Origin of the sequence: Okeania sp. SIO3I5 (assembly GCF_010672085.1) — a bacterium.
Lineage (GTDB): Bacteria > Cyanobacteriota > Cyanobacteriia > Cyanobacteriales > Microcoleaceae > Trichodesmium.
The window spans coordinates 1-15,721 of the sequence record NZ_JAAHHT010000225.1 but is presented as its reverse complement, the minus strand read 5'-3'; the positions used below and the strand labels follow the sequence as shown (position 1 = coordinate 15,721).

Here is a 15,721-nt window from a genome sequence, read left to right as displayed (position 1 = left end):
TGAATGTTTAGCTTATGAAGGTATCCGAATCCTGGCCCTGGCTTTCATCCCGACGCTCCCCCTCCCCCCTTTCCAAGGGGGGTTAGGGGGGATGGAGAGCGCGGGACTTCCCGCCAGGAAAGTTAAAGTAGTCACGTTTATAAAGTCGGAAGCAATTTATAACTTTCAGGACTTACGCAAATTTTTAGACAACACGTTATTCCTAGGAGGGCGAATGCCATTCGCCCCTACATCTGGTGTATGTTTTCTTATGTTCCGTAAGTCCTGACTTTATTTTTCTAGAAAAAAAGCATTCTCCTGATGCTCAAACTCAGCCAAGGATAGCTCCTGACTCCTGTACGGGCGAACGGCCGTTCGCCCCTACTACTCTTGACTCCTGACTCCCCTAATTCAACAACCGAATTTGTGCTAAAACAAAAACAGCAGGAATCACACGACCATAATTTGTAGCGATCGCTCTCCAACCCAAATCTGCCAAAAACCAAGTCCACAACATCGGACCTAAAAATCCTAAAGCTGTCCGTACTGCCCCGTAACGCGCTGCACTAATAGCCATTCCTCGATTCGCCATTTGCATAGCAACGTGACTTTGAAACTGAGCTGCTGCTGTTGCTCCACCTCTGACTAATGCTGTTTTTGCCACTTGATATTTAGCAAAATGAATCGCAAATTGACAAGCCAACTGCTTTAGTAATATCGGTTTCAATACCGAATTCACAGCCAAGGCGGTACTACCTTTAAATAGTAAACTTAAGGGATTATTTTGTATTGATATTGGTATAGGCTGAGGAAAGGTACACTCAGCCAGAGAATTTTGTATATTTAGTGTTAATACTTCTTGCTCTGATTTTGGTAAACGTTTCCAGGTTCGGCCTAAAACATGAAGAAATACCTCTGCTTCTAAATCTGTGGTTGAAAGTTTTTGAGAGTAGGGAATCTTTAGATAACCACAGACCTTAATTAAAGCTTGCCGATAAGTTAATTTTTGAGTATTTCCACGCAATACCGTCATCCCATCCGCTGCCAGATAACGAAATCTCTGGTCTAGTGCATCTAACCAAGCATCGCGATCGCGACTTTGTACATCTATTGGTAGAGGAGTCTGGAAATAATCCAAAGGATTGATCCCGCGCCCAAACAAAAGTCCTGTTAACTGTTGTAACTCCTCTTCTGTTGCTAATTCCAGTGCTGCTGTTAGTTCATCCAACTTATATTCCCTCCAGACACACAAAGCACTATTATTATACTAAATTGAGTTTAACTAAGCCAACTATAGCCATTAAGAAATGATTTGTGATAAAAAACTGTAGGGGTTTGGTCTCCAAACCCAAGCCCCAAGGGATTTGGTCTCCAAACCCCAATGATTTGTGAGCAAAAACTGTAGGGGTTTGGTCTCCAAACCCAAGCGTCAAGGGATTTGGAAACCAAACCCCTACGATAAAATCTTACAACGTATTTAGGATTACCATAGCAAATTACAGCAGTTTTCATTTCGGTAGACCACCGTAGGGACGTTCCATGGAACGTCCCTACAAGGTTTTGGTTGTGCCGATGTGGTTCATCAATCTGAAAAGCCCTGTAAGCTTAACAAACTAATTATCATAACATAGAATATTTATCCTAATCTTAAAAATTATGAACACGCCAAAATTTGATATTGCCGTCATTGGTGCAGGTATGGCTGGTTTAATCTGCGCTCAAGAACTACAGAAGGCTGGTTATTCGGTGGTGGTGTTGGAAAAATCTAGGGGAGTGGGAGGTCGGATGGCAACTCGCCGAGTGTCAGGAAGTCGCGCCGATCATGGAGTACGTTACCTAGAACCCACAGGTACATTTTTGCAACAATTAATTCATAATCTAAAAACTAAAAAAAATAGTCCCGATGCGGAGCCAATTCTCCAACTTTGGACAGATAAGATTTATCAATTAACTCAACCCCAGGGACTACCACTTCCCATTCCCAAAAATTGCTATGTTGCGCCCCAGGGAATGAACTCTGTCGGCAAATTTCTTGCCCAAGATTTAGAGATTTGGTATAGTCGGCGAGTACAAACTATGCAACCACTAGCAGAAAAAAATTGGTATCTGAAGTTAGAAGTTACTAATAATGCTGCTACTGAAAAACCAACAGAAGTAATGGCGAAAGCTGTAGTTTTAGCTATCCCTACACCGCAAGCTTTAATGATTTTGGAAAAACCTGTTGCCGAAATACACCCAGAGTTTCTCAGTCATCTGCGTTTTGTGGAATATGACCCCTGTATCAGTGTGATGGCAGGATATTCTCTTGCACTACAGGAAAATTTACCAGAATGGCGAGCGATCGCTTTCCCCAATGATGACTATCTGGACTGGGTTGGTATTGATAGTAGCAAAAGAACCTATCCTACTCAACCTGTATTTGTGATTCAAAGTAGCGCCAAGTTTGCTACTACCCACCTTGACACCCCAGACTTACAACCAGTAGGTAAACAATTACTAGAGCATACAGCACAACATTTGTTGCCCTGGTTAAGCGCTCCAGAATGGTTGCAAGTTCACCCATGGGGTTATGCTTTTTGTCGTCAACCTTTGGATGTTTCTTGTCTGACTACAGAATTACCATTGCCATTAGTGGGTGCTGGTGACTGGTGCGGTGGTAATAATATAGAAGGTGCTTTTGCTTCTGGTTTAGCTGCAGCAAATTGGTTGAGTCATATCCTTCAATAACTAACAAAACTCGTTAAAATTCCTAAAATTTTCGGTAAATTCTTGACAGAATATTCTTCCAAATCAATTGTCATAAGCGTAGGTTGGGTTGAGCGACGAAACCCAACAACAATTTTGCTCCTCTACTCCCCTACTCCCTAATGTACAGTTTTAGCTGAAACAGTCCAGTAAAGTGCCCTAGACGGCTAATATTTAGACTCTGAAGAGTATTTAGAAATCCGTCACAGGGCACAATTAAATATGTCTCGCTCCACTTACACTTCCATTGCCTGCGGATTTGGAGAATAAGGTTCTACCATCAGTATTGGCGAAAATTCCTAGTTTGTAGAGGGTTTGGAGACCAAACCCCTACGAGCTTAAATTCTACCGATGCTACCGGATTTGATGTCATACCCTTCAATAACTAACAAAACTCGTTAAAATTCCTAAAATTTTCGGTAAATTCTTGACAGAATATTCTTCCAAATCAATTGTCATAGTTTGAGATTCTAACTCTAAAAACTGCCAAATAGTTCCAGTAGTAACAACCCCATAAATTAGAGAAATTTCCTGATCTTCTCTTTGATTAAAAATTTGGGCAGCAACCATTTCTGCCATACATTGAGCTAAACCAGACTTGATATTATCGTTTTTCGCTTCCACCAAAGCAACAACTGGTGCTTCAATCAAAAGTTGCAAGGTGGAACGACTAATAATAAAATCACAAAAACCATTCAATCCCTGTTCAATATCGACATTAAATTCTACCCCTGAAAAAATGCTTATTTGGTTGTTTAACTGTTTTTTGATTGCAAATAAAATCGGCGCAATAATTAATTCTGAACGAGCTTTTTCTGTACCAATAGCAACAGCTAACGGCAAGTAATATTCCAATGCTTCTTGTAAAAATTGACTTGGTGGAATTTCTGGCAAGTCATTAAATTTTCCCACGGTTTCAACTATAGTTAAATTAAAGGTTTTTTGCAAATATTCTATAGTGAGTTTACTGTAAGGCATGAGTCAGTTATCAGTTATCAGTTAACAGTTATCAGTAGCTCCTACTTCAGTAGGAGAAATACTGAATTTTCTTTTTTTATCCTCTTTAAAGAGGAGATTTGAGAGCTTATTTTATGGTCAGTACGCGCCAGACAATAAAACCTGCAAATAAAACATAACCTGCTACTCCTACCCAGTCTTGCCAACTTCCTGATAATTGAGTTTCCATCGTTTAACTTATTGTTGATTTTTTCTTAGATTATCATAATATAGCACTACCTGATCTTTTAGTTAGAACAATAAATTTGAGTTGCAAGGGAATAGGGAAGCTTGGGTTTGGAGACCAAACCCCTACTGTTTTTTCATCAATCATTCAAAAGAAGCTTGGGTTTGGAGACCAAACCCCTACTGTTTTTTCATCAATCATTCAAAAGAAACTTGGGTTTGGAGACCAAACCCCTACTGTTTTTTCATCAATCATTCAAAAGAAGCTTGGGTTTGGAGACCAAACCCCTACAGTTTTTTCATCAATCATTCAAAAGAAACTTGGGTTTGGAGACCAAACCCCTACAGTTTTTTCATCAATCATTCAAAACCTGCAAAATATCTCCTACTGCAAGCATTCCGTCACTATCAACGGTTGCTAATACCCCTGTGTAAGCATGACCATATTTTTCTTTCAACACCGACAATAACGGAACATCACGATCGCCTGTTTCTGGATCAACTTCAATATTCATACACCGCCCAATTTTAGCAGTAACAGTAATTTGAGCTTCACCCAAAGAAAACTTTTTCCCGACTAAATCAAATTCTGACCAAGCATCTATTCCTTCTACAACCACATTAGGGCGAAATCTGCGCACATCTAATATTTGACCAGTCTTTTCTCCCAAATCATCCATAGTTGCTTGACTAATAATAGAAATATGCGCCGGTTTCCTGTCAGGATAACGACTGGTTTTGCCATTTCCCACTAAATGCAAAGATGCTTTTTGAGGATGTCGCGCTCCTTTATTGGGTTCCAGAATAGTCAAATAATCTGTAAAAAAAGCACTCAGGCGATCGCGTCCTTCAGATAAATTTGTATTCTCGCTTATCAACTCAACCCCTCGCTGTCGCACCGTCAAAACCTCTGTTTCCCCGTCAAAATTACAATCTAAAGCAGCCAAACCAGGCCAGTCATTCTGTACAGCAAAATGCTTTTTACTCATCCAAGGTACAATCTCTGGTGGGTTAAGGTTGTCAGAGTCGAGAAACATCAGAGCAAATGCGCGATCGCCCATAATGCCATGATTTGCAGTGAGGGAAAAACCCTGACAAGTTTGAGGAGTTAATCCCTTAACTGGATGGATAAATAATTGTTTGACTGTTGGTAATTTCATGTTATTATATGATAGTTTGTGTTTGTAGTAACCAGCGTAGGTTGGGTTGAGGAACGTTTCGCTGCGCGACATGAAAAGCGCAGCTTATCCGCAGGATAAACCCAACAACAATTTAGAAGTCAGAAGTCAGAAGTCAAAAGTTACCTCATAATCAATAAATATCTGTTGGGTTGCGCTGGCGCTTAACCCAACCTACTATACTATTGTCCAATAAATAAATCATTATCTTCGGTATTAAAAAAAAGGCTGAAACTTATACCTGTAAAGGCTTTGAGCCATTTAACTATTGGCCAATAAATGAATAAAGCATCAATCTTTGATAAAAAATGCTGAAAGTTATGCCTGCAAAGGCTTTGAGCTATTTAACTATTGGCCAATAAATAAAGCATCAATAATCGAGATATGGTAATATAGCTGCCACTAGGTTCACCTTTCATCTCAGCTCTGGCAACCGAAAAGCGGAACAGATGTTCTATGGCTATTACAACAAAGCCAGTCAGAAGTCAAAAGTTACCTCATAATAAATAAACATTTGTTGGGTTGCGCTGGCGCTTAACCCAACCTACTATACTAAAACCCAGACAACGCCAGATTTTTCCTTCTGCCTCCCCCCTTTCAAAGGGGGGTAGGGGGGATACCTTCTGCCTTTTGCTATACCTCATAATCAATAAACATCTGTTGGGTTGCGCTGGCGCTTAACCCAACCTACTATAAAATATTATATCCCACTATCTAACACTAAAGAAAATAAAGAAAATTGAATCATCATTCTAACTATTATTTACATAAAGAATGGAAATTAACCAAATTAGGGCTATTAATTTTCCCTTTATTACCAACTCTCGGTATATTAACTCTCGTTTTTGCAGCTATTAGCACTTTTGTCAAAAAATGGCACACGATTATTCGCCGTCCCCAGAATATAGCTTTAGCTAGTCTAGCTCTCTGGTTAGCGATCGCTACTTTTTTTGCCTGGAACCGCCAAGAAGCATTTTTAGGTTTAGCTAATTTATTACCTTTTTTTGGAGTATTTGCTGCTTTTAGTACCTTAATTAAAACTCCTGCACAACTACGACAATTTTCTTGGATAATGGTAATTTCTTCAGTACCAGTCGTAATTTTAGGTTTCGGGCAATTATTTTTCGGTTGGTCTGGTTTGCTAAATTTACAGATTATTTTAGGTTGGATACTTGCGCCACAGGGCAACCCTCCAAGTCGCATGGCGTCGGTATTTATGTACGCTAATATTTTGGCTATTTATCTGACGGTTGTATTTATTTTAGGGTTGGGGTTATGGATTGAAAAATGGAAATATTTTCAGAAATTCGATCGGGTTAAAACTACTGGAGCGTCTCAACTAAAATTGTCCGTTGAAAACCTAACTCCTCAACCTCCTTCCTATCCTCCCTTACCCCCCTTTGAAAGGGATTCCTATCCCCCCTTACCCCCCTTTGAAAGGGATTCCTATCCCCCCTTACCCCCCTTTGAAAGGGATTCCTATCCCCCCTTACCCCCCTTTGAAAGGGGGGGACAACGGAAGGGTGAGAATAGTTCCCCGACAACAGAGGGCAATTTAGTATCGGAAGCAAGTTTTGTCAGAAGTTTAGGTCTGATCAATATATTTCGGAGCAAGTCTGGTGGAGCATTTGTTTTTTTAACAGTTGTAATCATTGCTAATATCGTTGCTTTAATTTTGACAAATTCTCGCAATGCTTGGGTATTAGTTGTATTTGCTAGTCTTGCTTATGCTACTTATCTAGGTTGGCACTGGTTGGTAGCGTTAGTAATGGCGACAGTGGCGACTCTATTCGGAGCTGCTTTTGCTCCTGCACCTTTGAACAAATGGTTACAAGTCATAGTACCTGAATACTTTTGGGCACGACTCAGCGATCGGAATTTTGACAGACCGGTAGGCATTTTACGAAGCACCCAATGGCAGTTTGCTTGGGATAAGACTTGGGAAAAACCTTGGATCGGTTGGGGTTTGCGGAATTTTACGCCTTTGTATGAGGCACAGATGCAAACATGGGTTGGTCATCCCCATAATTTGTTTTTGATGCTGACGGCGGAAACTGGAATTCCTGCGGCTTTGTTTTTATTTGGTTGGGTGGGTTGGATATTGGGGAAGGCAGTTTTGTTATTAATTAATTGGTCTGATGTTGATTCTAGGGAAGACCGTTTAATCTTTTTTAGTTATTTAGTGGCTTTTGGTGCCTGTACTATATTTAATATGTTTGATGTCAGTTTATTTGATTTACGAGTTAATACTATTGGATGGTTGCTTTTGGCGGCGATTTGTGGAAGGTCAGAATTTAGAATTTAGAATTTAGAATTTAGAACTCAGAATTCAGGGGTTATATCAAATCCGGTAGTATCGGTAGAATTCAAGACTGTAGGGGTTTGGTCTCCAAACCCTCCACCAACTAGGAATTTAGAATTTAGAACTCAGAATTCAGGGGTTATATCAAATCCGGTAGTATCGGTAGAATTCAAGACTGTAGGGGTTTGGTCTCCAAACCCTCCACCAACTAGGAATTTTGACTTTTTTCTGATGGTAGAATTATATCACTTTCGTTGCCCAGCGGATTTGATATTACATAGCATTTCTCTGTTTAATGAGGTGCATTGTTGTAATTTCTTCCCACACCTCCCACACCTCCCACACTTCTCACACTTCCCACTCCCCTATTCTCAAAAACAAAAATTGATTTTTTCGTCCACTTGACAGGGGAAAATGGAAAAGTTAGTATATTTACAGTTAAGAACCTCGAGAAATAAATAGTAGTAAGTTTTTAGTCATTTCTGGGTTGTTAAAGGTGGCTAAAGGGTGGTTTTCCATCTTTGCATGGACCCCCATATACGCACCTCGAAGAATCGCTGAAATGCTGATTCTTTCGTTGACCTGCGTTGATGCCATACCAGGAGCGGGTTTGAGGGTCGTCATTTTGCCAAAATTTGCCTTGTTGATGATAAAATCAAAGGGGTGCGTATATTGGCCTATCTGAAACCCTTGCTATGTCGTAGTTCTGGATCGGAACTCTCTGGAAACCCTAATCCCTATTTAGGGATTGAAACTTTATACTAAAAACTTTACCATTATAAAATCCAACTCTGGAAACCCTAATCCCTATTTAGGGATTGAAACGTTATACCCCTTGATTATAGCCATCATTATTTTATCTCTGGAAACCCTAATCCCTATTTAGGGATTGAAACCGTTGCATTGTAATCAACTCCTTTTCTTTTGTTTTACTCTGGAAACCCTAATCCCTATTTAGGGATTGAAACTCTAGGACGAAAGTATCGAAGCCAGCTCCACCTATTAACTCTGGAAACCCTAATCCCTATTTAGGGACTGAAACACAACGTTACCGCATACTTTTTCCATGTCTTTCAAAAGCAGAGAAACCGGCTTTGTATCAAATGCCCCACAAACCCGGTTTCTTACTCGCTATAAAAAAATATTCCATCTTCGATCATTGCCAAATCTTTCTAAATTCTCTTCCCTCCCTCCTGACTCCTGACTCCTGACTCCTTCCTATCAACCACACATAATATTATTCCTTTTTTTTGCCTTACCAATATACATAATTGACATATCCTCATTTAGACTAACTTGAAAAGAACCAGTTTTTTGATATAGCTGATAGTTAAGAATATTTGCCTTCCAGACTTGCACTAACTTCCCCATAAACACTTGAAAAGACTTATCAAACCTCAGATTTTTTCTGAAAAGATTCAACTCTCCCAACACATAACCTACTTCTCCAAACAAATCAAAACCCTTCATCTCTATCTCAACAAAATCCAAAGAAAACATCAACTCCTTTAGCTCCTCTGGTTGAATAAAATTATTCCAATCGTGAACCCCTTGGGGAATTAATCGTAATAAATTTTCCATCAACCAAATCATCACAAATCGAGATTGAAAATTTCTATTTATAGTGTCATAGAAAAAAATACCACCAGGTTTCAAAACTCTATATATTTCTGAGACAACCCGATAATAATCAGAAACGTGTTCCAAAACATCCACACAAATCACAACATCAAAAGTATCATCTTGATAAGGCAACTTTTCAGCAACCCCGACTTTATAATTAATATCCAAACTATTTTCATAACAATGTTTTTGAGCAGCTTCTATACACTTTGCCGAAGAGTCAATACCATAAGTTATAGTTCCTTTTTTTGCCAGAAATTCACATGAAAAACCACCTCCACAACCAACATCCAAAACCTTTAATCCTTGCCATTGAGAGATATATCTATCGAAAAATTCAAACCTCGGTTGATTGAGATAATAAAGAGCATAAATTTTAGAATTTTTATCCCACCATCCATCAGCACTTACATCGTAAAATTCTAAGTCATTTTTTGGCATAATTATTGATAATAAATCCAATTTAATTTATATAATACAGCAGATTTCGAGCAAATAATGTACAGGGTAAATGGTGAAAATCTTGTAGTGCGGGCATCTTGCCCGCGATGGTTACCTCATAGAGTCACAAAGTGCTGTAGTTATGATCATCAGGACTTACACAGAATCACCATATCTAGTAGGGGCGAATGGCATTCGCCCTCTACAGATAGCGTATTGTCCAAGAATTTGCGTAAGTCCTGATTATAATATGGTGAAAATCTTGTAGTGCGGGCATCTTGCCCGCGATTGGTGTACCTCATAGAGTCACAAAGTGCTGTAGTTATGATCATCAGGACTTACGTAGAACCACCATATCTAGTAGAGGGCGAATGCCATTCGCCCCTACATAAGGTGTATGATTTGTAGTTTTGTGTAAGTCCTAATTTAAAAGCATTTTAAATTTTACCGAAAAATTAAGGTATAAATCCTCCCATTTTAAAGGGATAAAAAAACAGAATATTCCTTACGTCAAGCCTCCTTATTGCAGAGGTACTGATAACTGATAACTGATAACTGAAATGACGCTCTTTAGATTTCATAGCTTGATTAACCAACACCAAATAATTAATTATTTCCCCCTATTTTCTCTTTTCTTTAGAGTATTATCAGAAACCGGGTTTGTGAAAGCTAGATGTTAGTATAGTGGGGCATTTAAAACAAACCCGGTTTCTAGGCTTTTTTATACCGATCTACCGAATTTGATATAATCAGGACTTACGCAAAACCACTATATCTAGTAGGGGGCGAATGCCATTCGCCCCTACATAAGGTGTATGATTTGGTACCCATGGCTTTAGTCCTAATAACTAATAACTAATAACTCATAACTGATAACTAATAACTGATAACTCATAACTGATTTATGGCTAATATTTCTATCATTATCCCTACCCTTAATGAAGCAACTTCTCTATCTGATACCCTAAATAATCTTTCTTTACTTAATCCCCCACCAAAAGAAATATTAGTAGTAGATAGTCAGAGTGAAGATGAGACAGTTTCTATTGCCATTTCATCTGGTATTCCTGTTATTAATTCTCCTCAACGTGGACGTTCTATTCAAATGAATTTAGGTGCGGAAAAAGCAACAGGAGAAATTCTCTGTTTTGTTCATGCCGATACTACAGTACCTAATGACTTAATTTCTATAATTTCCCAAACTTTAGCAAATCAAAATATTGTTTGTGGTGGATTTATTTCGATTATGGGTAATTCCAAAACTACTCGCTGGGGTACTTCCTTGCATAATTATCTCAAAACTTTTTATGCTGCTCTAATTTTTCGTCCTCATTTATTCTTTAAAGGTTTGCGGATTTTATTTGGAGACCAAGTAATTTTCTGTCGTCGTACAGATTTTTGGAAAGTAGGAGGTTTTGATACTAATCTATCGATTATGGAGGATGCTGACTTATGTCTTAAATTAATCAAATATGGACGAATTTATTTAGTAAATAAGTTCGTACATACTAGCGATCGCCGTGTAGCTAAATGGGGAGCTTTTCAAGCAAATTTGATCTATTTATTTATTGGTTTTTTATGGGGTTTTGGTGTCTCACCTACTTTTCTTAAACGCTTTTATCAAGATATTCGTTAAAAGAGTTTATATCAAATCCCCTTGCCTTGGAGCATTATCAGAAACCGGGTTTGTGGGAAGTCAATATTAGTATTGTAGGGCATTTGAGACTTTCCCCGGTTTCTCTGCTTTTTTATACCGATACTACCGAATTTGATGTTATATCATGTCCAAAGGAAGGAGGAGTCAGGAGTCGTAGGGGTGATTCGCGAATCGCCCGTACAGGAGTCAGGAGGGAAGAGAAGAGAGTTTGAATGTATAAGGAGGAAAAAGTTTTTTGGTCGCGTAAGTGGAAGGTCGTTCTATCACGCTCTTATCCGGACATGATGTTATATCATGTCCAGTTGAATAGTTATATCAAATCCGGTTGAATACTTATCATATTGATGATTATTGTGGTCGTTGTACGCCTCCAATCGACGGTAAAGAGGCAGCGCAAATATGGAAGTCAGCGGAAAAGAGCAACCCTACTGCTTTTTGACTTTTGACTTTACCGAAAAATTTTGGTTTAAAGTCTACCCTTGGATAGGGGATAATAAATAAAAATTTTCCTTTTAGTCAATCCTATCAATTTCAAGGAGAGGTAATTATATCATGTCCGGATAATTAGTGATAAAAAAACGGTGGTGGTGCTGAGGAATGGTAGAGAGAGTGTGGGAGGTGTGGGGAGTGTCGGAGGTGTCGGAGGTGTCGGAGGTGTGGGAAGTCTGGGAAGTCTGGGAAGTCTGGGAAGTCTGGGAAGAAATTACAAAACTTATGTATCTTCGCCATTACGCGAGCAGGACTACCAAAAAAACTTTCTCTTCTTTATAGCTTAAAATTCCCTCCTCTTCCCTCATTTCTCCTGTACGGACGTTGCTTGAGCATTAATGCGTTACATGTCGCGCAGCGTTAGCGGAGCGAAAGCGTCAGCAATACGTCCCTACCTCCTGACTCCTCCATTTTTATTTATAACTATTCAACCAGACATGATATTATTAATTATTAATTATTCATTATTAATTGTTGAATCATAACTTCCCTGACTGAAAAACTCTACCAATAACCTCCTCAATAGGAGGATCAGTCACCGTCAAATCTTGTACTTCTAACTCTGCCAAAATCTGAGCTACGGTTTCCGTTAAATTTTCCCGACGCACCAACAAACGTACTGCCTGACGTTCCAATGTTTCCACCTCCCCATAACTAGATAAAAGTTGCCGAAAATTTTCCACGTCTGGAGGAACCGGATTAACTAATTCTATTTGCACCTCTCGATAAGGAGCAAAGCGATCGAGTAAACCATCTAAACTGCCATCATAAATTAATTCACCTTGATATATCAATAACACCCGCTTACACAAAGCAGTAATATCCGCCATATAATGACTCGTCAACAACACAGTTGCCTGATAACGTTGATTATATTCCCGCAAAAATTCCCGAACTGCTGCTTGAGCGTTAACATCCAAACCCAAAGTTGGTTCATCCAAAAACAAAACTTGCGGTCGATGCAACAACGCTGCCATTAGCTCCGCCTTCATCCGTTCCCCCAGAGATAATTTCCTGACTGGTTGCTTCAACTTTCCCTCCAGCGACAACATCTCTGTTAACTCCATCAACCGTCTGTAATACTCGTTGTCAGAAACATCATAAACAGCAGCATTAATTTTCAGCGAGTCTAACACGGGTAAATCCCAAATCAACTGTTGTTTTTGCCCCATGACTAAAGTAATTTGCTGTAAAAATTCTCTCTTGCGGTTAAAGGGAATATTATCTGCAACCTTAACTTCTCCATTAGACGGATGAATTAAACCTGTCAGCATTTTCAGAGTAGTAGTTTTACCGGCACCGTTGGGTCCAAGAAATCCTACTATTTCCCCTGGATCTATTTCAAACGAAATATTTTCAACTGCCTTAACATATTGGTAGTTGCGACGGATAAAATGACGCAATGTTCCTTTAATTCCAGGTTCTTTGATAGCTACTGGATAGACTTTACTTAAATTTTTAGCTAGTATAATAGACATAAGTTAAAATATCACAGGACTTACGCTTTCCCAACCAAGAAACCGGGTTTATTACCCTAATTTAACGGTTAATATAACAGTTTTCACAAGGCGTGAGGTACATCAACGATCCCCCTAAATCCCCCTTAAAAAGGGGGACTTCCGGTTCCCCCCTTTTTCAAGGGGGGTTAGGGGGGATCTCCAGCACTTTACCTTACTAATCTGAGAAATGCTATATTGCAAATTTTAGTTCATAAACCCCGTTTCTGCCTAAGTCCTAACGACAAAAAAACTTAGCACATTAGGAGACATAAACTATGGTACTTACCCCAGACTTTTCAGCACCCCTTCCTCGTTTATTAGGAACAAATGGTGATGATAATGAAATTATTACAGTACAACAAGCTAATGATTTTCCTGGAGGAATATTAGCTCTTAGTGGAAATGATACCATTAATGGTTCTTCTGTGAACGACTTAATATTTGGAGGTAGAGGAGAAGACGATCTGTTAGGGAATGACGGTAATGATAGCTTGTTTGGTAATAAAGATACCGATTTTCTTGATGGTGGTTCAGGTGATGATATATTATTTGGGGGTAAAGGTACCGATATATTAGTTGGTGGTGAGGGTAATGATACTCTTATTGGTGATGCTGGTGTTGATATTTATCAGGGTGGTTTGGGAAGTGATGTCTATGTTTTCAGAACTGAGTTAGCAGGAATAGAACAAGATTTAGGTGGTGTTCTTTCTATACTTCCAGGAATTCCCAATAGTATTGAATTGCCTAATGCAGTTATTACTGATTTTAACTCTGCTGAAGATATTATTGGATTAACTGGAGGGTTGACAAAAGCTGATTTAACCTTTGAAGATTTTAACAGTTTCGAGGAGTTTGGTATTAATACAAATCTGGTTTTACCATTGTTAAATGATGAACTGGAACTGTTAGCTAAAACTGGTATTTCTGTACAGGATTTAGACCCAAATAATGATGGTATTTTAGAAGGTACTGCTATTAGAATTGGTAGCACAAATCAATTATTAGGATATGTGTTGAACACAGAATTTTCAGAAGTTGCAGCTTTACCAGAATCACAATTTATTAGTGTAGATTTTTGATGAATTAATAGAGCTAGTAACTGTTTATAATGTTGTGGAGCAAAACGGCCGTTGATATCAAATCCGGTAGTATCGGTATAAAAAAGCAGAGAAACCGGGTTTATATAAAATGCCCACTATACTGATATCTGTCTCCCATAAACCCGGTTTCTTACAGCAGTTTTCATTTCAGTAAACCACAGTAGGGACGTTCCATGGAACGTCCCTACGGGGTTTTGGTTCTGACGATGTGGTTCATCAATCTGAAAAGCGCTGTATAACACCGAAGCTAACGGATTTGATATGACTCCTACAGATGGTATATGATATCAAATCCGCTTAATTCGGTAGAAAAAAATGTTCCATCTTCAAGCATTACCAAATCTTTCTATAATCTCCCCACACCTCCCACACCTCCCACACTTCCCACCCTTCCCACCCTTCCCACACTTCCCACACCTCCCACACTTCCCACACTTCCCACACCTCCCACACCTCCCATACCTCCCACACCTCCCACACCTCCCATACCTCCCACACTTCCCACACCTCCCACACCTCCCACACTTCCCACACCTCCCACACTTCCCACACTCTTTTTACACCAATGCTACCGGATTTGATATGACTTGATATTTTGGGTAATTCCTGATTCAATAGATTCGATTGAATCTATAGGAAAAATGAAAAATACAGAATCTATTCCAATTGTGAATAGCCACAACGAGTGGGACGCCCTACAAGAAATTATTGTAGGGCGTGTAGAAGGGGCAAGCGTACCACAATTTGATGCTACTGTCAAGGCAAATACATATCCTAAAAACTGGTGGTTTTTCCAAAAGTATGGCGGTCTTCCATATCCTCAAGAATTAGTTGAACCTGCCTCAAAAGAGTTAGATGAATTTTGTCGAGTTCTAGAGGGAGAAGGTGTAACTGTTAGGCGACCCGATATTATTGATTTTTCTCAGCCTTATAAAACACCAGATTTTGAGGCCACAGGTCTGTATGCAGCAATGCCACGGGACATACTAATTGTTATTGGCAATGAAATTATTGAAGCTCCAATGGCTTGGCGATCGCGGTTTTTTGAATACCGAGCTTACAGGTCCTTGATGAAGGAATATCTGATGCAGGGTGCAAAATGGACAACTGCTCCTAAACCCTTGATGGCTGACGAACTGTATGACTTTGACTATCCCATCTATACTGTCGAAGATAGACACGCTCTAGCAGAAAAAGGGACATTTGTCACAACTGAGTTTGAGCCTTGCTTTGATGCTGCTGATATTATGCGTTGCGGACAGGATTTATTTGTTCAGAGGAGTCAAGTTACAAATCAATTAGGCATTACTTGGTTGAAAAGAAATTTGGGCGATCGCTTCCGAGTCCACACAATTCAGTTTAAAGACCCGAACCCCATGCACATAGATGCAACATTTGTTCCTCTTAAACCTGGATTAGTTTTAACCAATCCTGACAGACCTTGCAAGCAAATTGATATTTTCAAGAAAGCTGGATGGGATGTTGTGGAAGCAACTCAACCTACTATCCCCGATGACTGGCCACTA

Annotated in this window: 12 protein-coding genes; 6 read left to right on the top strand and 6 right to left on the bottom strand. The window is 39.3% G+C overall.

The window, feature by feature from the left end:
* Positions 1-385 precede the first annotated feature (385 nt).
* The gene (locus tag F6K40_RS32170) at positions 386-1,207 is read right to left on the bottom strand and encodes a YaaW family protein (protein ID WP_293141970.1); all 822 of its coding nucleotides are present in this window, start codon (positions 1,205-1,207) and stop codon (positions 386-388) included.
* Positions 1,208-1,635: 428 nt separating this feature from the next.
* On the opposite strand from F6K40_RS32170, the gene F6K40_RS32165 reads away from it, so the two are divergent.
* Positions 1,636-2,706, top strand: coding sequence for an NAD(P)/FAD-dependent oxidoreductase (locus F6K40_RS32165; protein ID WP_293141968.1), 1,071 nt, complete (start codon positions 1,636-1,638; stop codon positions 2,704-2,706).
* A 396-nt stretch (positions 2,707-3,102) separates the two neighbouring features.
* On the opposite strand, the gene F6K40_RS32160 is transcribed toward F6K40_RS32165, so the two are convergent.
* Together F6K40_RS32160 and F6K40_RS32155 are read right to left on the bottom strand one after the other, a co-directional pair.
* On the bottom strand, positions 3,103-3,702 hold the full coding sequence (locus F6K40_RS32160; RefSeq protein WP_293141966.1) for a hypothetical protein: 600 nt from the start codon (positions 3,700-3,702) through the stop codon (positions 3,103-3,105).
* Positions 3,703-4,262: 560 nt separating this feature from the next.
* Positions 4,263-5,066: an MOSC domain-containing protein gene (locus tag F6K40_RS32155; RefSeq protein WP_293141965.1), complete on the bottom strand. Its 804-nt coding sequence runs from the start codon at positions 5,064-5,066 to the stop codon at positions 4,263-4,265.
* A 757-nt stretch (positions 5,067-5,823) separates the two neighbouring features.
* Between F6K40_RS32155 and F6K40_RS32150 the strand changes: the two genes are divergently transcribed.
* The gene (locus F6K40_RS32150; protein WP_293141964.1) at positions 5,824-7,389 is read left to right on the top strand and encodes an O-antigen ligase family protein; all 1,566 of its coding nucleotides are present in this window, start codon (positions 5,824-5,826) and stop codon (positions 7,387-7,389) included.
* Between the two features lie 1,218 nt (positions 7,390-8,607).
* Here F6K40_RS32150 and ubiG read toward each other — a convergent pair.
* The gene (gene ubiG / locus F6K40_RS32145; RefSeq protein ID WP_293141963.1) at positions 8,608-9,450 is read right to left on the bottom strand and encodes a bifunctional 2-polyprenyl-6-hydroxyphenol methylase/3-demethylubiquinol 3-O-methyltransferase UbiG; all 843 of its coding nucleotides are present in this window, start codon (positions 9,448-9,450) and stop codon (positions 8,608-8,610) included.
* A gap of 904 nt (positions 9,451-10,354) precedes the next feature.
* Here ubiG and F6K40_RS32140 point away from each other — a divergent pair.
* The gene (locus F6K40_RS32140) at positions 10,355-11,086 is read left to right on the top strand and encodes a TIGR04283 family arsenosugar biosynthesis glycosyltransferase (RefSeq protein WP_293141962.1); all 732 of its coding nucleotides are present in this window, start codon (positions 10,355-10,357) and stop codon (positions 11,084-11,086) included.
* A gap of 618 nt (positions 11,087-11,704) precedes the next feature.
* Positions 11,705-11,878 (top strand): hypothetical protein, encoded by a 174-nt coding sequence (locus tag F6K40_RS32135; RefSeq protein WP_293141961.1) that lies wholly within the window; start codon positions 11,705-11,707, stop codon positions 11,876-11,878.
* Between the two features lie 197 nt (positions 11,879-12,075).
* On the opposite strand, the gene F6K40_RS32130 is transcribed toward F6K40_RS32135, so the two are convergent.
* Positions 12,076-13,074: an ABC transporter ATP-binding protein gene (locus F6K40_RS32130; protein ID WP_293141960.1), complete on the bottom strand. Its 999-nt coding sequence runs from the start codon at positions 13,072-13,074 to the stop codon at positions 12,076-12,078.
* 296 nt (positions 13,075-13,370) lie between these two features.
* Between F6K40_RS32130 and F6K40_RS32125 the strand changes: the two genes are divergently transcribed.
* A complete protein-coding gene (locus tag F6K40_RS32125; RefSeq protein WP_293141958.1) occupies positions 13,371-14,174 on the top strand; it encodes a calcium-binding protein in 804 nt (267 codons plus the stop codon).
* Between the two features lie 354 nt (positions 14,175-14,528).
* Here the strand turns inward: F6K40_RS32125 and F6K40_RS32120 are convergent, their stop codons facing one another.
* Positions 14,529-14,738, bottom strand: a complete 210-nt coding sequence (locus F6K40_RS32120; protein ID WP_293141956.1) for a hypothetical protein — start codon at positions 14,736-14,738, stop codon at positions 14,529-14,531.
* A gap of 98 nt (positions 14,739-14,836) precedes the next feature.
* On the opposite strand from F6K40_RS32120, the gene F6K40_RS32115 reads away from it, so the two are divergent.
* The coding region (locus F6K40_RS32115; protein ID WP_293141954.1) for a NarL family transcriptional regulator at positions 14,837-15,721 on the top strand (885 nt) is incomplete at its 3' end.